The organism is Gordonia hirsuta DSM 44140 = NBRC 16056 (assembly GCF_000333015.1).
Taxonomy (GTDB): domain Bacteria; phylum Actinomycetota; class Actinomycetes; order Mycobacteriales; family Mycobacteriaceae; genus Gordonia; species Gordonia hirsuta.
Window position 1 is genome coordinate 259844 of record NZ_BANT01000002.1, and the last position, 19858, is coordinate 279701.

Sequence of the window (19858 nt, forward strand, 5' to 3'; positions counted from 1 at the left end):
GTGGTGCGACGATGATCCGGAACGAACGCGCCGCTGCGGCAGACCTGCCTGCGGCGCTGCTGTGGGATATGGACGGCACGATCCTGGACACCGAACCGATCTGGGATGTCGCGATGGAGTCGCTCGCCGGTCGTCACGGTGTCGAGATGACTCCGGAGTTGCGGCTGGCGACCCTGGGAAACAATGCCGTCGACGCGTTGACCAAGGTCTATGACGCGGCCCGGCTGCCCGAATCCGGCCGGGATTTCGACGGTGACGAGGCGTGGATGGTGGCTTTGGTGGCGGACCTGTTCACCGCCGAGCTGCCCTGGCGTCCGGGTGCCAGACAGACCCTGGATCTGGCGGCATCGGCGGACATCCCCATGCTGCTGGTGACCAACACTCAGCGCGAGATCGCCGATGTGGCGATCGACACCATCGGCGTCGAACGGTTCCTGACGACGGTGTGCGGCGATGAGGTGGCGGTGGGCAAGCCCGCCCCGGACATCTATCTGCGAGCCGCCGAACTGGCTGGGGCGCATCCGCACGACTGTCTGGCGATCGAAGATTCCCCGACCGGGGCTGCAGCCTCCCACGCTGCCGGGGTACCGACTCTGGTGGTGCCGTCGCAGGTGCCGGTGCCGGCCGCCAGTAAGCGGACTTTCCGCGACACCCTGGCAGGCCTGACGCTGCCGGAGCTGGCCGCCGACTTCGCCAGGGCCTCGAGCGCACGCTGAGCGCGGTCGTGACAAAATAGTCAACCGTGAAGACCTTCGACGACCTTTTTGCCGAACTGATCGAAAAGGCGGCCACCCGCCCGGAGGGCAGCGGCACCGTCGCCGCGCTGGACAAGGGCGTGCACACGCTCGGCAAGAAGATCATCGAAGAGGCCGGTGAGGTGTGGCTGGCCGCCGAGCACGAGTCCGATGATGCGCTGGCCGAAGAGATGAGTCAGCTGCTGTACTGGCTGCAGGTGATGATGATCAAGCGCGGCCTGAAACCCGAAGACCTGTACCGCTTCCTGTGATCCGGCGGGGCCCGCGTGCCCCGTGAGACCCCCGAAGCCCGAGAACCACTGGAAGAGAGCCTCGCCATGTTGCGCGTTGCCGTGCCCAACAAGGGCGCCCTGTCCGAAGCCGCTGCGGCCATCCTGTCCGAAGCCGGCTACCGCCGTCGTTCCGATCCCAAGGATCTGAACGTGATCGACGTGGCCAACGAGGTGGAGTTCTACTTCCTGCGACCCAAAGACGTCGCGATCTACGTCGCGGCCGGTCAGTTGGACGTGGGGATCACCGGCCGGGACCTGGCCGCTGATTCGGGCGCCGAGGTGATCGAGGAGGTGGCGCTGGGATTCGGCTCGTCGACGTTCCGCTACGCCGCGCCGTCAGACGAGCAGTGGACCGTCGAAGGGCTCGAGGGTAAGCGGATCGCCACCTCGTACCCGAATCTGGTGCGGCGCGATCTGGCCGAACGCGGCATCGACGCCGAGATCATCCGCCTCGACGGCGCCGTGGAGATCTCCATCCAGCTCGGCGTCGCGGATGCGATCGCCGATGTGGTGGGGTCGGGCCGGACCCTGCGGCTGCACGGGCTGACCGCTTTCGGCGAGTCGCTGTGCGACTCCGAGGCCGTGCTGATCCGGACGGCTGCCACAGCGCAGCCCAGCAAATACGCCGCACGGTTCATCAAGCGGGTGCAGGGCGTCGTCTTCGGCCAGCAGTACGTGATGATCGACTACGACTGCCCGAAGGAGTTGCTCGATCTGGCCGTGGAACTGACTCCCGGGCTGGAATCGCCGACCATCTCGCCGATGGCCGACCCGGCCTGGCTTGCGGTGCGCGCGATGGTTCCGCGTAAGAGCCATCAGCAGCTGATGGACGAACTGTCCGATATGGGTGCCCGGGCCATTCTGGCCTCGGACATCCGCTCCTGCCGGTTCTGACTCGGCAGGTCGCGGCACCCGCCTGCGCCGCGACCGCGAGCCGAGCCTGCAGCAGCGACCGACTCAGGAGGTCGGTGAGAGCAGCACCGCCTGTGCGGTGCGGCCCAGGTAGCCGCGGGTGTCGTACAACTCGCCGACGGTCGCCGCGTATCCGTCGGCGCCGGCAGCCAAGTCTGAATCCACACCGATCCATGGTCCCTGCGGTACCCGGACCAGATGGACGGTGGTGTCGACGTTCATCCACGACCACTGCGTCGGATTCAATGCCGAGCCGATGCCGTTGGCGATGTCGATCACGGTGAACGCCGAGGCCAGATCGCTGGTGACTTCGCCCTTGACCAACGGCAGCAGCGGGCGCAGCCAATATGCTGGGGTGGCGCCGTTGCGGCTGGTGGCCACCGCCGTCTCGACGGTGCCGATGAAGCCGATCTGGCCCCACGGGATAGGTTCGTCGCCGATCTGCGGGAAACCGATGTGATGCTCCGCCTCGTCGACCCCAGGAGTCAGCGGGGGGCGGGGGAGCGACTGCACCTGTGACGAATCTCGCGTCGTAAGCCGCCACGCTGTGGCTCGGCCGACCGTTCGGAAGGTGCCGTCGGGTTGCCGTTCTTCCAGTTCGGCGGCGATCTGACTGATCTGCCGGCCCGGCCGGGGGACCCAGGTGCGCACCCGGTTGACCTCGTGACTGATGGCACCGAGGATCTCCATCGTCACTCGCGAGAAGGCCTGACCGTCCGGAGCGGAGGACCCGCCGGTGGCCTGTTCCATGGCGCGGACCAGCAGCCCGGTCGGCGGCCCACCGTGTTGTAGCGCCGGTGACCACACGCTTGTGGTCGCCTGAGTCGGCTGAAAGTACTCGTAGTCGGCGTCGGCACCGTCGGGGACGGCGAGCGGCAGATAGTAAGCAGTCGATGTGGACTCTGTCATAGCCGCACTCTACGACAGCGACTGAGCGTTCGCTTATCGACTCGGGTTTGGTCCGGCGCAGCTGCAGGAACACGACGTGCATCAGTAGGGGTGTGACAAGCTGAACGACGAACCGGTGCCCGGCGGAATCCTCTTCCGCGGCAGGGGCGCCGCATCCGAGGGAAGAGGACCACAGCACAGATGGCGACGACCGGGCCCTTCGCCGTAGGCGACCGCGTACAGCTCACCGACGGCAAGGGACGCAAATTCACCGTTGTCCTCGAGGCGGGCAAACAGTTCCACACCCACCGCGGCGGTATCTTGCACGACGATCTCATCGGCGCCGACGAGGGCACCGTGGTCGCAGCGACCAGCGGCACCGAATACCTGGCGCTGCGGCCACTGCTCACCGACTACGTGGTCTCGATGCCGCGCGGTGCGCAGGTGATCTACCCGAAGGATTCGGCGCAGATCGTCGCCGAAGGAGACATCTTTCCTGGCGCCAGGGTCCTGGAAGCCGGCGCCGGCTCGGGGGCTCTGACGCTGTCGCTGCTGCGAGCCGTGGGCGAGACCGGTTCGGTACTGTCGTACGAGGTCCGCGAGGATCACGCCGAGCACGCGGTGCGCAACGTCGAGACTTTCCTGGGGACCCGGCCGGAGAACTGGGAACTGCGGGTGGCTGATCTGGCCGACCACGATCCGGCAGAGCAGGTCGACCGCGTGGTCCTGGACATGGTGGCGCCGTGGGACTGCCTGAACACGGTCCAAAACTGTCTGCGGCCGGGCGGAGTGCTAGTGGTCTACGTCGCCACCGTCACCCAGCTGTCCCGCGTCGTCGAAGCGCTGCGCGAGCAGCAGTGCTGGACCGAGCCGCGGGCCTGGGAATCGATGGTGCGAGAGTGGAGTGCGGTGGGATTGGCGGTGCGGCCCGAGCACCGGATGCAGGGTCACACGGCGTTTCTGATCACCGCTCGCCGGCTGGCCGACGGCACCCAGACGCTGCGTGTGCAACGTCGACCCACCCGCGGGTAGGGATAAACTAGGTAAGGCAGGACTTAACGGGCCGACCGACCCGAGGCGAGCGACTCGCCGGTCCCGAGGCAAGGAGCAGGTGCGCATGACTTCGTCCGAACGCTCGACCGACCGACCGGGAGTCATCCGTGCCACTCCCGCCGAACTCGCCGAACGGATCGAGCAGCTGACCGCGCGCAACGAGAAGCTACTGACCACTCTCAAAGAGGCGCGCCAGCAGATGCTGCTGCTGCAGGAGGAGGTCGATCGGCTCGGACAACCGCCGAGCGGCTACGGCGTACTGGTGCGCACCTACGACGACGACACCGTCGACGTGTTCACCTCCGGCCGCAAGATGCGACTGAACCTGTCGCCGAACATCGACGCCGATCAGCTTGAACGTGGCCAGATCCTGAGGCTGAACGAGGCCCTCAACGTGGTCGAGGCGCTCGGCTACGAGGGAGTCGGCGAGATCGGCACCCTGCGCGAGCTGCTGGGCGACGGCAGCCGCGCGCTGGTCGTGGGCCACACCGACGAGGAACGCGTCGTGCATCTGGCGACCGCGCTGGTGCACACCGGCGACGGCGGCTCGGCCACCCGGAAGCTGCGCCCCGGAGATTCGCTGCTCGTGGACACCAAAGCCGGCTTCGCGCTCGAACGCATCCCCAAGGCCGAGGTGGAGGATCTGGTTCTGGAGGAGGTGCCCGATGTCGATTACGAGGACATCGGCGGCCTGCGCCGGCAGATCGAACAGATCCGCGATGCGGTCGAACTACCCTTCCTGCACGGAGATCTGTTCCGCGAATACGATCTGCGGCCGCCGAAGGGGGTTCTGCTGTACGGCCCGCCCGGGTGCGGTAAGACGCTGATCGCCAAGGCGGTCGCCAATTCGCTGGCCCGCAAGATCGCTGAATCCCGGGGAGAGGATGCCCGCGAGGCGAAGAGCTATTTCCTCAACATCAAGGGCCCGGAGCTGCTCAATAAGTTCGTCGGTGAGACAGAACGCCACATCCGGCTGATCTTCCAGCGTGCTCGGGAGAAGGCCTCCGAGGGCACTCCGGTGATCGTTTTCTTCGACGAGATGGATTCGATCTTCCGGACCCGCGGCTCGGGAGTGAGCTCGGATGTGGAGACCACCGTCGTCCCGCAGCTGCTGAGCGAGATCGACGGCGTCGAGGGGCTGGAGAACGTCATCGTCATCGGTGCCTCCAACCGCGAGGACATGATCGACCCGGCGATCCTGCGGCCCGGCCGGCTGGATGTGAAGATCAAGATCGAACGCCCCGATGCCGAATCGGCGGTCGACATCTTCTCCAAGTACCTGACCACCGATCTGCCCCTGCACCCCGACGATGTGGCCGAGTTCGGCGGCGACGCCCAGGCCTGCGTGGACGCGATGATCGAGCGGGTCGTCGAGCGCATGTACGACGAGAGCGACGACAACCGCTTCCTGGAGGTGACCTACGCCAACGGCGACAAGGAGGTCATGTACTTCAAGGACTTCAACTCCGGGGCCATGATCCAGAACGTGGTGGACCGGGCCAAGAAGTTCGCCATCAAAGAACAGCTGGACTCCGGGCGCGGCGGTCTGCGGATCGGGCACTTCCTCGATTCGATTCTCGACGAGTTCGCCGAGAACGAGGACCTGCCCAACACCACCAACCCCGACGACTGGGCACGGATCTCGGGCAAGAAGGGCGAACGGATCGTGTACATCCGCACCCTGGTGACCGGGAAGGGCAACGGCGCGGCACGTTCGATCGATACCGAGTCGAACACCGGCCAGTACCTGTAGGCCACGCCGCAGCCGTGACCGGAACGAGCCCGGTAGGCGGCTAGGATAGCCCGTGATGAACAGCACCTCGCCGCCTCCGTTGCACGTCCGCGTCGACTCCGGGCCGGTCCAGATCATCACGGTCTCCCCGTCGACCCTGGGCCGCACGCCGGACAACGCGGTGATGCTGAATCATCCGCAGGTCTCCCGGACGCACCTGGCGTTCGTCTGGAGCCCGGGCGGCTGGATGGTGGTCGACCGAGGCAGCACCAACGGATTCTTCCTGCACGGAAGCCGTGTGCAGCAGACACCGGTCAACGGCACGACGATGCTCCGGCTCGGCGATCCCCACACCGGGCCGATGCTCGAGGTCACGGCCCACGCCGGCGCATCGGCCCCGCCGAGGCAGCAGCCGCCGGTGCCGTCGCAGCCGATCGGGCGCCAGTCCCGGCCGCAACCACCGGTGCGACCGCACAGCGGACCGGCGAATCCGGGCCGCTTCCACTCCCGGCCGCAGCCCCCGACGCCGCAACCCCCGACGCCGCAGCCCCCGTCGGCACCGATACACAGCCAGCCCGCGAACCGGCCGGCGCCTCCGCCGGCATTCGGCAACCTTCCCGATGCGCCGCACCTGTCGGCACTGCACAACAACGCCTCGGCGGTCTATCAGATCCCCGGTGAACTGCGCTCGGGCCGCGAGACGATCTCAGTGACCGGTGCCCAGACGATCGGCCGCACCCCCGACAACGACATCGTCGTCGCCGATGTGCTGGCCTCGCGCCGGCACGCCCGATTGAGCTCGGTCGGCGGAGCCCTGGTGATCGAGGACCTGGGTAGCGTCAACGGCACATTCGTCAACGGGCACCGCATCACCGGCCGCCAGCAACTGGCCGAGAACGACGTCGTCACCATCGGCAACAGCGACTTCGTGGCCTCCGGGGGCAACCTCAAGCGCGGGCAGGCCCGGGCGTTGGTCGGCGGCGGTCTGCAGCTGGACGGCATCGGCCTGACCGTCGACGGCGGCAAGGTGCTGCTCAATGACATCTGCTTCCAGGCGGCCCCGGGAAGTCTGACGGCCATCATCGGTCCCTCCGGCGCCGGAAAGTCGACCGTCTCCAAAATCGCTGCCGGACTGAACAGTCCGACCGTCGGTGTGGTGACCTTCGAGGGCCGCAACGTCAACGCCGAATACGAGGCGCTGCGCAACCGCATCGGCATGGTTCCGCAGGATGACGTGCTGCACAGCAAGCTCACCGTGCGCCAGGCGCTGCGCTATGCCGCCGAACTACGCCTGCCGGCGGACCTGTCGACCGCCGACCGCGATCAGGTGATCGACGGTGTGCTGGCCGAGTTGTCGCTGACCGAGCACGCCCAGACCCGGATCGACAAGCTCTCGGGCGGTCAGCGCAAACGCGCCTCGGTGGCGATGGAACTGCTCACCGGCCCGTCCCTGCTGATCCTGGACGAGCCGACCTCCGGACTGGATCCAGCACTGGATCGTCAGGTGATGTACATGCTGCGCGATCTGGCCGACGCCGGCCGCGTGGTGCTGGTGGTGACCCATTCGGTGGCCCACCTGGACATCTGTGATCAGGTGTTGCTGCTGGCACCGGGCGGAAAGACCGCCTACTGCGGCGATCCGAAGACCAAAGCCGTGGAGCTGGGCACCGACGACTGGGCCGAGATCTTCGAGCGCACCGCCCGCGAACCGGATGCCGTCTGGGAGGAATACCGCCGTCGGCACCCGCACCGTCCACCGCCGGCGGCGCCGGCGATGGGGCCGCCGGTCTCACCCCCGCAGGCCGAGCCGATGCGTCAGCTCAGCACCGTCGCCCGGCGACAGGTCCGGCTGATCTTCGCCGACACCGGCTATCTGGCGTTCCTGATCGCCCTGCCGGTGGTGTTGGGTCTGCTGACCCTGGTGATTCCGGGGGAGACCGGTTTCGGCCCGAACGTCTACAACGTCGCCGATGATCCTGCGTCGGGACTCAAAGAGGCGTCGGCGGCGCTGAAGCTACTGGTGGTGCTGGTGATCGGCGCGGCCTTCATGGGTGCGGCGCTCACGGTGCGCGACCTGGTGTCCGAGCGCGCGATCTACGAACGCGAACGGGCCGTGGGTCTTCGGCCGGGCGCCTATCTGGGCGCGAAGATCCTGGTCTTCTTCGTGCTGGCCGTCGTCCAATCGGCGATCATGGTGGGCCTGACCTATCTGATCCGAGCGACGCCGGAGCAGGGCGGGGTGCTGCTGCCGCCGGCCGCGTCGCTGTTCGTGGCCATCGCCGTGCTGGCCTGCGTCAGTACCCTGGTCGGCCTGGCGATCTCGGCATCGGTCAAATCCAACGAGCAGACCATGCCGCCGCTGGTGATCGTGGTGATGGTGCAGTTGGTGTTCTCCGGCGGACTGTTCGCCATCACCAGTGCCGGCGCCGCGCAACTGGCGTGGATCTTCCCCTCCTTCTGGGGATACGCCGCCGCCGCCCAGGCCGTCGATCTTCCGGAGACCAATGCGATGGCCGAACAGGTCACCTCCGGCAAGTACCAGTTGTGGGAGCCGTCGGTGGTGCACGTGAGCCTGTGCTACGCGGTGCTGATCGTGATGGGCATGGCACTGGGGGCGCTGATCTACTCGCGGCTGCGGCTGCGCAGGCGCTGAGGCCAGCGCGGCGGTACGGGGCCGACACCGTCGCCGGCGCCGCGGCGGCAGGGCATAGGGTGTCAGACATGGATCGCATCATCGGTACGGAAGTGGAATACGGCATCTCCGCTCCGGGGGATCGGAGCGCCAACCCGATCATGACCTCCACACAGGCGGTTCTGGCCTACGCGGCTGCGGCCAATGTGCCGCGTCGAGACAAGCGCACCCGCTGGGACTACGACGTTGAATCGCCGATGCGCGACGCGCGCGGCTACGACCTGGGCCACCATCGTGGACCGGCACCGATCATCGACGCCGACGAGATCGGTGCGGCCAACATGATCCTGACCAACGGCGCCCGGCTGTACGTCGATCACGCGCACCCGGAGTATTCGGCGCCGGAGGTCCGCGATCCGCTGGATGCGGTGATCTGGGACAAGGCCGGCGAACGGGTGATGGAGGCCGCCGCCCGGCATGTGGCCAGCGTTCCCGGCGCGCCGAAACTGCAGTTGTACAAGAACAACATCGACGGCAAGGGTGCCTCCTACGGCACCCACGAGAACTATCTGATGCGGCGGGACACCCCCTTCGATGCGGTCATCGCCGGTCTGATGCCCTTCTTCGCCTCGCGGCAGGTGATCTGCGGATCCGGCCGGGTCGGTATCGGCCAGCACGGCGAGGAGGACGGCTATCAGCTCAGCCAGCGCGCCGACTACATCGAGGTGGAGGTCGGGCTGGAGACCACCCTCAAACGCGGCATCATCAATACTCGCGACGAGCCGCACGCCGAACCGGACAAGTACCGCCGGCTGCACGTGATCATCGGTGATGCGAATCTGGCCGAGACGGCCACCTACCTCAAGGTCGGGACCACCGCGCTGGTCCTGGATCTGATCGAGGCCGGTGAAGATCTGTCGGATCTGGCGCTGGCCTGGCCGGTGAACGCCGTGCACGAGATCAGCCACGACCCGACCCTGACCACAGCGGTCGCCCTCGCCGACGGCCGCGAACTGACCGGACTGGCGCTGCAGCGCGAATACCTGGACCGGGTGCGCCGCTTCCAGGCCGGCCGGGCCCACGACGATCCGCGCGCCGACCATGTGATCGCCACCTGGGCCGAGGTGCTCGACAAACTCGAACGCGATCCGATGGAATGCGCCGAGATCCTGGACTGGCCGGCCAAACTCCGGCTGCTGGAGGGTTTCCGCCGGCGCGAGGGCCTGAGCTGGGGCGCGCCTCGCCTGAAGCTGATCGACCTGCAGTACTCGGATGTGCGGCTGGACAAGGGCCTGTACAACCGCCTGGTGGCCCGCGGATCCATGCAGCGGCTGGTCACCGAGGAACAGGTGCAGTGGGCGGTCACCAACCCGCCGGAGGATACCCGCGCCTACTTCCGCGGCCGCTGCGTGAGCCGGTTCGGCGCCGACGTCGCCGCAGCCAGCTGGGATTCGGTGATCTTCGATCTGGGCGAGGACAACCTGGTGCGCATCCCCACCCTGGAACCGCTGCGCGGCACCAAAGAACTGGTGGGCGAGGTCCTCGAGCGTTCGCAGTCCGCGGCTGAACTCGTGGCCGCGCTGGCGCCGTAGAGCGCGCCCGGGTCCGAACCGGGCCTGCCCCGGTAGGGTGGGCTTACTTACTTTTTCAGGAGGCGATGATGGCGCAGGAGCAGACCAAACGCGGCGGCGGCAGCGGCGACGACGACCCGATCGGCGGCGGCCCGGCCGGGCAGGAGCGTCGCGAACTGCTGACCAGCGAGACCGATGATCTGCTCGACGAGATCGACGACGTGCTCGAGGAGAACGCCGAAGACTTCGTGAAGGCCTACGTCCAGAAGGGCGGCCAGTGAACGACGTCTCGTCGTTCAGCGAGTTCCTGCGTGCCACCGCTCCGGACCGACTGCCCGGCGGAGGTCTGCTGAGCTCCGGAACGGGCGACGGCGCGGCGCACGGCGGTCGGCCCCGGCCGGGCGATCTGGCCCCGCACGGCACCACCATCGTGGCGGTGGCCTACCCGGGTGGGGTCGTCCTGGCCGGGGATCGTCGTTCCACGATGGGCCATGTCATCGCCACCCGCGATGTGCAGAAGGTGTTCGTCACCGATCAGACCTCGGCGGCCGGGATCGCCGGTACCGCCGGCGTGGCATTCGAACTGGTCAAATTGTTCACCGTCGAACTCGAGCACTACGAGAAGATCGAGGGTGTCCCACTGACCCTGGACGGAAAGGTCACGCGTTTGGCGTCGATGGTCCGCGGGAATCTGGGAGCGGCCCTGCAAGGACTGACCGCGCTGCCGTTGTTCGTCGGCTACGACGGGGCGAACCAGACCGGTGAGGCCGGCGCCGGCCGGATCTTCTCCTTCGATGTGGCCGGGGCCCGGCACGAGGAACGCGCCGGCTACGACGCGATCGGATCGGGCGCGGTCTACGCCAAATCGTCGCTGAAGAAGCTGTACCACCCCGAGGTGACCGGTGACCAGGCGCTGGCGCTGGCGGTGGAGGCGCTCTACGACGCCGCCGACGACGATTCGGCCACCGGCGGACCCGATCTGGTGCGACGGATCTTCCCCACGGCGGTCCGGGTGGATGCCGCCGGTTCCCGGCAGGTCCCCGAACGCCAGATCGCGAGTGCCGCCGAAGCGGTGATCGCCCGGCGACGGGCCGAAGCCGGGAGTGCGTCGGCGCAGGAGGAGCAGCGATGACCTTCCCGTACTACGCCAGTGCCGAACAGATCATGCGCGATCGATCAGAACTGGCGCGCAAAGGCATCGCCCGCGGCCGCAGCGTCGTGGCGCTGACCTACGGACAGGCCGAGGCCGGTCACGACGGCTCCGGATCGGTGGGAGAATCGGCCGGGGTGCTGTTCGTCGCCCACAACCCGTCGAACACGCTGCGCAAGGTCAGCGAAATCTACGACCGCATCGGCTTCGCCGCGGTCGGCAAATACAACGAGTTCGAGTCCCTGCGCCGGGCCGGCATCCAGCTGGCCGACCTGCGCGGCTACAGCTACGACCGGGCCGATGTGACTGGACTGTCCCTGGCCACCGCCTACGCCACCACCCTGGGCACCGTGTTCACCGAGCAGCCCAAACCCTACGAGGTGGAACTGTGTGTGGCCGAGGTCGCCCAACCCGGCCGGGACACACCCTCGCAGCTCTACCGCATCGGTTACGACGGCTCGATCTCCGATGAGAGCGCGTTTCTGGTGATGGGTGGCACCACCGAACCGATCGTCGCTGCGATGACGACGGGTTACCGGCCGGCGATGACGCTGGCGCAGGCACTCGCGGTGGCTGTCGAGGCGCTCTCGGCCACCGGCGACGGCGCCAAATCCGATACCGCCGATGCGGCGCAGAACGCCGACAAGGCTGCCGCCGGATCCCGACTGACCGCCGACCAGCTGGAGGTGGCGGTCCTGGATCGCCGCCGGCCCCGCCGTGCCTTCGAACGCCTGTCGACCGCCCGGATCGTCGAAATACTCGAACAGGAGTGAGCGTGATGGAACGCCGCATCATGGGGATCGAGACCGAGTTCGGGATCACCTGCACCATGGACGGGCAGCGCCGTCTGGGTCCGGACGAGGTGGCCCGGTATCTGTTCCGGCGGGTCGTGGCCTGGGGGCGCTCGTCGAATGTCTTCCTGCCGAACGGATCGCGACTGTACCTCGACGTCGGCTCGCATCCGGAGTATGCGACCGCCGAATGCGATTCGGTGCATCAGCTGGTGGCCCACGACCGGGCCGGTGAACGCATCCTCGAAGAGCTGATGATCGACGCCGAACAGCGCCTGGCAGAGGAGGGGATCGGCGGGGACATCTACCTGTTCAAGAACAACACCGATTCGGCCGGCAACTCCTACGGCTGCCACGAGAACTATCTGGTCTCGCGCACCGGCGAATTCGGGCGTGTCTCCGATGTGCTGCTGCCGTTCCTGGTGACCCGGCAACTGATCTGCGGGGCCGGGAAGGTCATGACGATCGGCAACGAATCCCGCTACTGCCTGTCCCAGCGCGCCGACCACGTCTGGGAGGGCGTCTCGTCGGCGACCACGCGGTCCCGGCCGATCATCAACACCCGCGACGAGCCGCACGCCGACGCCGAGAAATACCGGCGCATGCACGTGATCGTGGGCGACTCGAACATGTCCGAGACCACCACGATGCTCAAGGTGGGCTCGGCGCTACTGGTGCTGGAGATGATCGAGTCCGGCATCAGTTTCCGCGACTTCGCGCTGGACAATGCGATCCGGGCCATCCGCGACGTCAGCCACGACCCGACCGGCCGCCACGAGATCCGGCTGGCCGGCGGGCGCACCGCCACCGCACTGTCGATCCAGCGTGAATACCATGCCTGCGCCGTCACCCATCTGGCCGGGCGCAGCCCCGATCCGGTGTTCGATCGAGTGGTCGACCTGTGGGGCCGGACCCTCGATGCCGTCGAATCCGGCGACTTCAGCCAGGTGGACACCGAGATCGACTGGGTGATCAAACGCAAACTGCTGCAGCGCTACCAGGATCGTTACGGAATGGACCTGGGCGATGCGAAGATCGCGCAGCTGGACCTGGCCTATCACGACATCCGGCGTGGTCGCGGCATCTTCGATCTGCTCTCGCGCAAGGGACTGGCCGCCCGCATCACCACCGACGAGGAGATCGACCGTGCGGTCGACGAGCCGCCGCAGACCACCCGGGCCAAGCTCCGCGGCGATTTCATCCGGGCCGCCCAGGCTGCCGAACGCGACTTCACGGTCGACTGGGTCCACCTCAAGCTCAATGACCAAGCCCAGCGGACCGTGCTCTGCAAGGACCCCTTCCGAAACGTCGACGAGCGCGTCGAACGCCTGATCGCCTCCCTGTGACGACTATCCTCTAGACCGTGGCCCCTGCGAAGATCGCCAAGAGTGAACGACTGCTCAATCTCGTCATCTGCCTGATGTCGGCCAAGACCTATGTCACCGCCGAATATCTGCGCAAGAACGTGGTGGGCTACGCCGACGGAGAGCAGAGCGCCGAGACCTTCAAGCGGATGCTCGAACGCGATAAGAACGAGTTGCGCGCCCTGGGGATCCCCGTGGAGACCGGCAGTGCACCCCTCGGCGGTGACGAGGGCTACCGCATCAAGCCGGAGAGCTACGCACTCGGCGAGGTGAACCTCGATCGCGACGAAGCGGCAGCGGTCGCGGCGGCAGCGGCCGTCTGGCACGAACCGGAGGTCGCCGTCGAATCGCAGACCGCCGTACTCAAACTCAAAGCCGCGGGACTGGATGTGACCCGCCCCGAGGAGCTGGGTTTCGGGCAGCCCGGCGGCGGCCGGTCCCTGGGGGACGAGCGAGCGGTGCGCGCACTGATCTCGGCGACCACCGAGGGCCGGGCGGTGACCTTCACCCACCGCACCGCCGGGGCCACCGCGCAGCGCAGCCTGGAGCCGTGGGGGCTGGTCAGCGACGGCGGCCGGCTCTACGTCGTCGGGCACGACCGGGATCGCGGGCAGACCCGCACCTTCCGGGTCTCCCGGATCTCCGAGGTCGAGGCGATCGGCGAGGCCGGTGGGGTCACCGTGCCCGAGGGCACCGATGTGCGAGCCCTGGTGACCGCGGCGGTGGCCCGGGGCTCGGGGGAGAAGTCCACGGCCCGCCTGTGGCTGGCCGACGGGCGGGCGCACGATCTGCGCCGCAACGCGGTGCAGGTGCACGCCGCCGACTTCGACGGCGAACCGGGACACGAGGCGGTGGTCGAGATCTCCTCCCGCTCGACGCTGATGCGGTCGATCCTGGCCGCCGGCCGCGATGTGGTGGTGCTGGATCCACCGGAACTGGTTGCGGCGGTGATCGCCGAACTCGACGCGCTGGCCGTCTCGGCGCAGGCTCCGGCCGAAAAGGAGTCGACGCGATGAGCACCCCGGCGCCCACCCGGTTCTCCCGGTTGCTGGCCATGGTTCCGTACTTCCAGGCCCATCAAGGCATCGAGGTGGCCGTGGCCGCCCGCGACCTGGGGGTCAGCGAAGCGCAGCTGATCAAGGACATCGAGCAGCTGTACGTCTGCGGTCTGCCCGGTCACGCCGGCGGTGATCTGATCGACATCCAGTACTGGGACGGATACGTCACCGTGCAGTTCACCGCCGGGATGGATCATCCGTTGCGGTTGACCGGTACCGAGGCCAACGTGCTGCTGGTGGCGCTGCGGATGCTGCTGGACGCGCAGGGCGCCCTCGACGGCGATGCCATTCGCCGAGCGATGGTCAAAGTGGAGGCGGCCGCCGGCTCGTCGCGGGCGGTTCTGGTCGACGACGACCGCGCCCCGCGCGAGCACCCGTCGTCCTCGTCGCTGCGGCAGGCCGTGGCGGCCCGCCGGGCGCTGCGCCTGCGGTACTACACCCCCGGTCGTGACGAGGTGACCGAGCGCACCGTCGACCCGATCGGTGTCCAGGTGATCGACGGGCGCAGCTACCTGGACGCCTGGTGCCGCGAATCGGAGGGACGGCGGCTGTTCCGTTTCGATCGGGTCCGCGATGCACAGGTCCTCGACGAGCCGGCCGACCCGCCGGCCGATGTCGCCGCAGCGCCCATCGCGATGCCCACCCACGGATCGGGACTGCCGGTGGCCCGGCTGCAGGTCGACCACGACGTGCTGTGGATGATCGAGTACTTCCAGGCCAGGCCGCTGACCGAACCGGACGCCGGCGGCCGGGTGATCGCCGAACTCACCTACGGTTCACGCGAGTGGCTGGCGCGGGTTCTGCAAGGGTTCGGCGGTCGCATCCGGCTGATCTCGCAGGACCCCGAAAGTGCCGCGGTCCGCACCATGATCGCCGGTGCCGCCGCCTCGGCCCGCGCCCGTTACGCCGACTGAGGCGGCGACGGTGTCTCAGGTAGCATGAACCACACCGGCGATGCGGAGGTTTTTGATGAACATTGGAGCTGCGGAGATCGCGATCCTCGTGATCGTGCTGATCCTGCTCTTCGGCGCGAAGAAGCTGCCCGATATGGCGCGCGGACTGGGGCGTTCCATGCGGATCTTCAAGTCCGAGATCAACGAAATGAAGAGCGACGGCAAGACCGATGAGCAGCCGGCGGCCGAGCCGCGGGAGCTGCCCTCGGCGACGGAGAAGCAGGTCGACGGCGTCGTGACCGAGGTCGACGACAAGAAATCGGCCTGACCGCCCGCCGTCTGCGAGTGCGCGCACCCGATCTGCTGCGCCGGTTCGATCCCCGGCGGCGGCGCAGAAAAGTCAACCCCGACGGCAGTATGCCGTTGGCAGAGCATCTGTACGAACTCCGTGACCGGCTCCTGATCTCCCTGGCCGTGGTGGTGGTGACCACGGTGCTTTCTTTCTTCTGGTACAGCCATTCGTTTCCAGGCCTACCGACCCTGGGCGATCTGCTGACCCGTCCCTACTGTGATCTGCCGCCGGAATCGCGGGCGAGTTTCACCGACGACGGCGCGTGTAAGCTGCTGGCGATCGGGCCGTTCGACCAGTTCATGCTGCGACTGCAGGTCGCACTGGCCGCCGGCGTCGTCCTGGCCTGTCCGGTGTGGCTGTACCAGTTGTGGCAGTTCATCACCCCGGCCCTGCGGCAGAAGGAGCGCCGGTACGGCCTGACCTTCGTGATCAGCGGCACCGTTCTGTTCTTCCTGGGCGCCATCGTGGCCTACCTGGTGGTCTCGGAGGCCTTCGACTTCCTGTTGCGTATCGGCAACGAAGTACAGGTCACCGCGCTGACCGGTGACCGGTACTTCGGATTCATGCTGCAGCTGCTGCTGATCTTCGGGGTGAGCTTCGAACTGCCGCTGCTGATCATCATGCTCAACCTGGCCGGTGTGCTCTCCTACGCCCGGCTTAAGAGATGGCGCCGCGGCATCATCTTCGGACTGTTCGTCTTCGCGGCGATCGCCACCCCCGGCCAAGATCCGTTCAGCATGCTCGCACTGGGTCTGGGCATGTGCATTCTGCTGGAACTGGCCATCCAGTTCAGCCGCTTGCACGATAAGCGGAAGGCGCGCAACCAGCCGGAATGGCTGAACGTTCCCGACGATCAGGCCTCTCCGCTGGAAGCATCGGATCTGGAGTCCTCCGGCGGACTGGACCGGCCGGCGCCCGTGGCGGCCCCGGAACCGGTGCGTGCCGAACCGCTGCGCTCCGGCCGTGCCCGCGACACGAGCGCCTACGACGAGGTGCTCTGAACACCGCCGTCGTGACATGCTGGGACCGATGAGCACTCTGGACAACTTCGTCGCCGGACTATCGTTTCCCCTCGACGGATTTCAGCGCGAGGCCTGCGAAGTTCTCGAGAGCGGGCGCGGAGTGCTGGTGTGCGCGCCGACGGGCGCCGGTAAGACGATCGTCGGCGAGTTCGCCGTCTATCTGGCACTGGCACAGGGCACCAAGTGCTTCTACACCACGCCGATCAAGGCGCTGAGCAATCAGAAGTACCACGATCTGGTCGACGTTCACGGGGCCGAGGCAGTCGGCCTGCTCACCGGCGATAACGCCATCAATTCATCGGCGCCGATCGTGGTGATGACCACCGAAGTGCTGCGGAACATGATCTACGCGAATTCTCCTGCCCTGCAGGGGCTTTCGCATGTTGTCATGGACGAGGTGCATTTCCTGGCCGACCGCTTCCGCGGTGCGGTCTGGGAGGAGGTCATCTTGGGCCTGGACCCGTCGGTGCGCGTGGTCTCGCTCTCGGCGACGGTCTCCAATGCCGAAGAATTCGGCGACTGGATCGCCACCGTCCGCGGAGACACCGAGGTGATCGTTTCCGAACACCGTCCGGTGCCGCTGCACCAGTACATGCTGGTCGGCGGCCGGCTGTTCGAGTTGTTCGACCGCAAATCGCCTCCGCACGGAAGACGCCAGGTCAATCCGGAACTGACCCGCTACATCAAACAGCGAGCCCTGCTCGATCACGATGACCGCGACTCTGGGCGTGGACACCGGGGGCGCGGGGATCGTCGGCATCGGCGTTCGACGACGATGCCGCGCCCGCGGCTGATCCAGCTGCTGGAGGAAGATGCGCTGCTGCCGGCGATCTTTTTCATCTTCTCCCGCAAAGGCTGCGAGGATGCGTTCGTTCAGTGCGTGCGCAGCGATCTGAATCTGCTCGAACCGGAGCAGGTCAGCCAGGTCGACGAGGTGGTCGAACGGCATCTGACCGACCTGTCTCCCGGCGACGCCGAGGTGCTGGGCGTCGAGCAGTGGTGGGCCGGGCTCCGGCGTGGTTTCGCCGCCCACCACGCGGGCATGCTGCCGATGTTCCGGCAGGCGGTCGAGGAACTGTTCGTCCGCGGTCTGACCAAGGTGGTCTTCGCCACCGAGACACTTGCTCTGGGCATCAACATGCCGGCCCGGTCGGTGGTGCTCGAGCGGCTGATCAAGTACAACGGCGAAGCCCACGTCGACCTCACACCGGGGGAGTACACCCAGCTCACCGGCCGGGCCGGGCGGCGCGGCATCGACGTCGAAGGCAATGCGGTGGTGCTGTGGACCCCGGAGGTCCTGCCAGATCGGGTGGCCGGGCTGGCCGGTGCACGCACCTTCCCCTTGCGGAGCTCGTTCCGCCCCGAATACAACATGGTCCTCAACCTGATCCACCGCCTGGGCGTCGAGGGATCGCGCCACCTTCTGCGTCGATCGTTCGCCCAGTTCCAGACCGACCGCACCCTGGTCGGTCAGGCCCGCCAGCTCGATCACGCGCGCCGGCGGCTGCGTAAGACCGATGCTGAACTGATCGCTGCGGCCGACAAGGCCGGACTGGATCCGGGCATCGGCCTCGACGATGCCGGGGACGAGCGGCCCGGCACCGATCCGTACGCAGGTTTCCTGGGCTATCTGACGTTGCGGGAAGACATCCGCCGAGCCGAGCGGGAGGAGCGCTTCACCCGCCGGATCGAGAATGAGAACGCTGTCGCCGAGGACCTTGCCGCGCTCAAACGCGGGCACGTCATCGCCGTCAGCTCGCGGCGTCATCGGGGGCTGGCCGTCGTGCTGCTGCCCGCCGAACAGCACCTGGATCCGCGTCCGCTGGTGCTGCTGGAAGACGGCTACACCACGCGCGTGGGCGCCGACGACTTCCTGAATCCTCCGCAGGTGCTGGGCAACCTGCGGATTCCGCGCGATGCCGACACCAAATCCGGGCGCGGCCGGCGCCGCGTCGCCGAACTGCTGGCATCCAGTGGTATCACCCGGCCGGTGGGCCGGCAGAGCAAACGTCGCCGTCAGACCGGGGGCGACTCGGAGGTGGCGCGTTTGCGGAACCGGCTCCGGTCCCACCCGATCCACAAGCAGCCCGGACTGGACAAGCTGTTCCGGCTCGGGGAGCAACGCAACCGGCTTGTGCGCGACGTCGCCAGCCTCGAACGATCGATCGACGAACGCAAGTCCCGCCTGGAGGAGGACTTCGACATCGTGGTGGCGGTGCTGCGAGAGCTCGGATATCTGGAATCCGACGGCCGGGGCGGCCTGCAGGTGACGCCGACCGGGGACGTCCTGCGGCGCATCTACGCCGAGACCGATCTGCTGGTGGCCGAGTGCATTCGCGCCGGGATCTGGCACCGCCTCTCGCCGGTGGAACTGGCAGCGGTGGTCTCGTCGATGGTCTACCAATCCCGCCGGGACACCTACGGCGGCGGTATCGATTCGATGCCGGGCAGCAAGACCGTGCGCGAGGCGCTGGCCGAGACCCTGGCGGTGTGGCAGGCGACCAACGAGGTCCAGGCACGACATTCGGGCGGCTCGGAGTCGCTGGTCACCGCCGAGCCGGATACCGGGTTTTGCGCACCGATCTCGGCGTGGGCGGCCGGCCGATCCCTGGACGAGGCGCTCACCGCGGCGTCGGCGGGGGGAAATCTGTTGTCACCGGGAGACTTCGTCCGCTGGAACCGGCAGGTGATCGATCTGCTCGAGCAGATTCGCAACAGCGTCGGCGCCGACGATCCGCTCGCCGGTACCGCACGCCGGGCGGTGAAGAGTCTGCGACGCGGAGTGGTTGCTGCCGAATTGGAATGAGGACCTGCGGTAGCGTGACGCCGAGCGCACCCGTGACCGGGCGGCGCAGCAACGTGAGCGAGTGGGCTGAGGAGCGCCAACGATGACCAACCCGAGCGACCACGGGCAGCGCGACCGCGGACCGAATGAACCGGACCAGCAGCCGGGTGCGGCCGGGCCCGGCGGTCCCCTGCACGATCCGCGGGCACAGGATCGGCAGCGGCAGGGTCCGCCGCCCGGATGGAACCCACCGCCGGGCGCTCCCCGGCACGGCCGACCCGGACCCGGAATACCGGTGCAGGGTGTCGGGCCCCAGGGTGCCGGGCCCCAGGGTGCCGGGCCGCAGGGACAGGGCCCGGCGGGAAGCCCGGCCCAGGCACGCCCGCCTCAGCAGGGTGCTGGGCATCCGGTTCCCCACGGGCATGGCTATCCGCCGCAGGGCCGCCCGCCGCAGGGCCTGCCGCCCCAGAATCTCCCACCGCAGGGGCCACCGCCGCAGGAAGTCCGGCACCAGGTCCCACCCCACCCGACCATGCCCCCGGCCGCGCCTCGCCAGGGTCCGCGGGGTCCGGATGGCCGACCCGAGCCGGCACCGCGGTTCGCGCCGCCGGGTCCAGCAGACCCCGCG

17 protein-coding genes are annotated in these 19858 nt (G+C 67.7%); 16 read left to right on the forward strand and 1 reads right to left on the reverse strand.

The window, feature by feature from the left end:
* Positions 1-11: 11 nt before the first annotated feature.
* From GOHSU_RS01340 to hisG, 3 genes are all read left to right on the forward strand, one after another.
* The gene (locus GOHSU_RS01340) at positions 12-716 is read left to right on the forward strand and encodes an HAD family hydrolase (RefSeq protein WP_005935571.1); all 705 of its coding nucleotides are present in this window, start codon (positions 12-14) and stop codon (positions 714-716) included.
* Between the two features lie 26 nt (positions 717-742).
* Positions 743-1006, forward strand: coding sequence for a phosphoribosyl-ATP diphosphatase (locus tag GOHSU_RS01345; RefSeq protein WP_005935574.1), 264 nt, complete (start codon positions 743-745; stop codon positions 1004-1006).
* Between the two features lie 66 nt (positions 1007-1072).
* Positions 1073-1921 carry an ATP phosphoribosyltransferase gene (gene hisG / locus GOHSU_RS01350; RefSeq protein ID WP_024332696.1) on the forward strand — a complete coding sequence of 283 codons (849 nt, stop codon included), beginning with the start codon at positions 1073-1075 and terminating at the stop codon, positions 1919-1921.
* Between the two features lie 63 nt (positions 1922-1984).
* On the opposite strand, the gene GOHSU_RS01355 is transcribed toward hisG, so the two are convergent.
* Positions 1985-2848: a thioesterase family protein gene (locus GOHSU_RS01355; RefSeq protein ID WP_005935580.1), complete on the reverse strand. Its 864-nt coding sequence runs from the start codon at positions 2846-2848 to the stop codon at positions 1985-1987.
* Between the two features lie 180 nt (positions 2849-3028).
* Between GOHSU_RS01355 and GOHSU_RS01360 the strand changes: the two genes are divergently transcribed.
* The 13 genes from GOHSU_RS01360 (at position 3029) to GOHSU_RS01420 (ending at position 19251) form a co-directional block, all read left to right on the forward strand.
* Positions 3029-3859 (forward strand): tRNA (adenine-N1)-methyltransferase, encoded by an 831-nt coding sequence (locus tag GOHSU_RS01360; protein ID WP_005935583.1) that lies wholly within the window; start codon positions 3029-3031, stop codon positions 3857-3859.
* 85 nt (positions 3860-3944) lie between these two features.
* Positions 3945-5633, forward strand: a complete 1689-nt coding sequence (gene arc, locus GOHSU_RS01365) for a proteasome ATPase (protein WP_005935587.1) — start codon at positions 3945-3947, stop codon at positions 5631-5633.
* Between the two features lie 55 nt (positions 5634-5688).
* Positions 5689-8265, forward strand: a complete 2577-nt coding sequence (locus GOHSU_RS01370) for an FHA domain-containing protein (protein ID WP_005935591.1) — start codon at positions 5689-5691, stop codon at positions 8263-8265.
* A 68-nt stretch (positions 8266-8333) separates the two neighbouring features.
* Positions 8334-9836: a depupylase/deamidase Dop gene (gene dop / locus GOHSU_RS01375; RefSeq protein WP_005935594.1), complete on the forward strand. Its 1503-nt coding sequence runs from the start codon at positions 8334-8336 to the stop codon at positions 9834-9836.
* Positions 9837-9904: 68 nt separating this feature from the next.
* Positions 9905-10096, forward strand: a complete 192-nt coding sequence (locus GOHSU_RS01380; protein ID WP_024332697.1) for a ubiquitin-like protein Pup — start codon at positions 9905-9907, stop codon at positions 10094-10096.
* A complete protein-coding gene (gene prcB / locus GOHSU_RS01385; RefSeq protein ID WP_005935601.1) occupies positions 10093-10947 on the forward strand; it encodes a proteasome subunit beta in 855 nt (284 codons plus the stop codon). The genes GOHSU_RS01380 and prcB overlap by 4 nt, the downstream gene beginning before the upstream one ends.
* Positions 10944-11738 carry a proteasome subunit alpha gene (gene prcA, locus GOHSU_RS01390; RefSeq protein WP_005935604.1) on the forward strand — a complete coding sequence of 265 codons (795 nt, stop codon included), beginning with the start codon at positions 10944-10946 and terminating at the stop codon, positions 11736-11738. The genes prcB and prcA overlap by 4 nt, the downstream gene beginning before the upstream one ends.
* Before the next feature lie 5 nt (positions 11739-11743).
* On the forward strand, positions 11744-13102 hold the full coding sequence (gene pafA / locus GOHSU_RS01395; RefSeq protein ID WP_005935607.1) for a Pup--protein ligase: 1359 nt from the start codon (positions 11744-11746) through the stop codon (positions 13100-13102).
* Positions 13103-13119: 17 nt separating this feature from the next.
* A complete protein-coding gene (locus tag GOHSU_RS01400; RefSeq protein ID WP_005935609.1) occupies positions 13120-14136 on the forward strand; it encodes a helix-turn-helix transcriptional regulator in 1017 nt (338 codons plus the stop codon).
* Positions 14133-15092, forward strand: coding sequence for a helix-turn-helix transcriptional regulator (locus GOHSU_RS01405; RefSeq protein WP_005935611.1), 960 nt, complete (start codon positions 14133-14135; stop codon positions 15090-15092). The genes GOHSU_RS01400 and GOHSU_RS01405 overlap by 4 nt, the downstream gene beginning before the upstream one ends.
* Positions 15093-15147: 55 nt before the next feature.
* Positions 15148-15399 carry a Sec-independent protein translocase subunit TatA gene (gene tatA, locus GOHSU_RS01410; RefSeq protein ID WP_005935614.1) on the forward strand — a complete coding sequence of 84 codons (252 nt, stop codon included), beginning with the start codon at positions 15148-15150 and terminating at the stop codon, positions 15397-15399.
* Between the two features lie 17 nt (positions 15400-15416).
* A complete protein-coding gene (gene tatC / locus GOHSU_RS01415) occupies positions 15417-16424 on the forward strand; it encodes a twin-arginine translocase subunit TatC (protein WP_005935617.1) in 1008 nt (335 codons plus the stop codon).
* Between the two features lie 28 nt (positions 16425-16452).
* Complete coding sequence (locus GOHSU_RS01420; protein WP_024332699.1) at positions 16453-19251, forward strand: DEAD/DEAH box helicase; 2799 nt, start codon at positions 16453-16455, stop codon at positions 19249-19251.
* The last annotated feature ends 607 nt before the right edge of the window (positions 19252-19858 follow it).

Coding starts and splice junctions, on each gene's coding strand:
- pafA (WP_005935607.1), top strand. CDS start 11,744: ATGGAACGCCGCATCATGGGGATCGAGACCGAGTTCGGGATCACCTGC.
- GOHSU_RS01420 (WP_024332699.1), top strand. CDS start 16,453: ATGAGCACTCTGGACAACTTCGTCGCCGGACTATCGTTTCCCCTCGAC.
- prcA (WP_005935604.1), top strand. CDS start 10,944: ATGACCTTCCCGTACTACGCCAGTGCCGAACAGATCATGCGCGATCGA.
- arc (WP_005935587.1), top strand. CDS start 3,945: ATGACTTCGTCCGAACGCTCGACCGACCGACCGGGAGTCATCCGTGCC.
- GOHSU_RS01355 (WP_005935580.1), bottom strand. CDS start 2,848: ATGACAGAGTCCACATCGACTGCTTACTATCTGCCGCTCGCCGTCCCC.
- GOHSU_RS01380 (WP_024332697.1), top strand. CDS start 9,905: ATGGCGCAGGAGCAGACCAAACGCGGCGGCGGCAGCGGCGACGACGAC.
- GOHSU_RS01405 (WP_005935611.1), top strand. CDS start 14,133: ATGAGCACCCCGGCGCCCACCCGGTTCTCCCGGTTGCTGGCCATGGTT.
- hisG (WP_024332696.1), top strand. CDS start 1,073: ATGTTGCGCGTTGCCGTGCCCAACAAGGGCGCCCTGTCCGAAGCCGCT.
- tatA (WP_005935614.1), top strand. CDS start 15,148: ATGAACATTGGAGCTGCGGAGATCGCGATCCTCGTGATCGTGCTGATC.
- GOHSU_RS01340 (WP_005935571.1), top strand. CDS start 12: ATGATCCGGAACGAACGCGCCGCTGCGGCAGACCTGCCTGCGGCGCTG.
- GOHSU_RS01360 (WP_005935583.1), top strand. CDS start 3,029: ATGGCGACGACCGGGCCCTTCGCCGTAGGCGACCGCGTACAGCTCACC.
- dop (WP_005935594.1), top strand. CDS start 8,334: ATGGATCGCATCATCGGTACGGAAGTGGAATACGGCATCTCCGCTCCG.
- GOHSU_RS01370 (WP_005935591.1), top strand. CDS start 5,689: ATGAACAGCACCTCGCCGCCTCCGTTGCACGTCCGCGTCGACTCCGGG.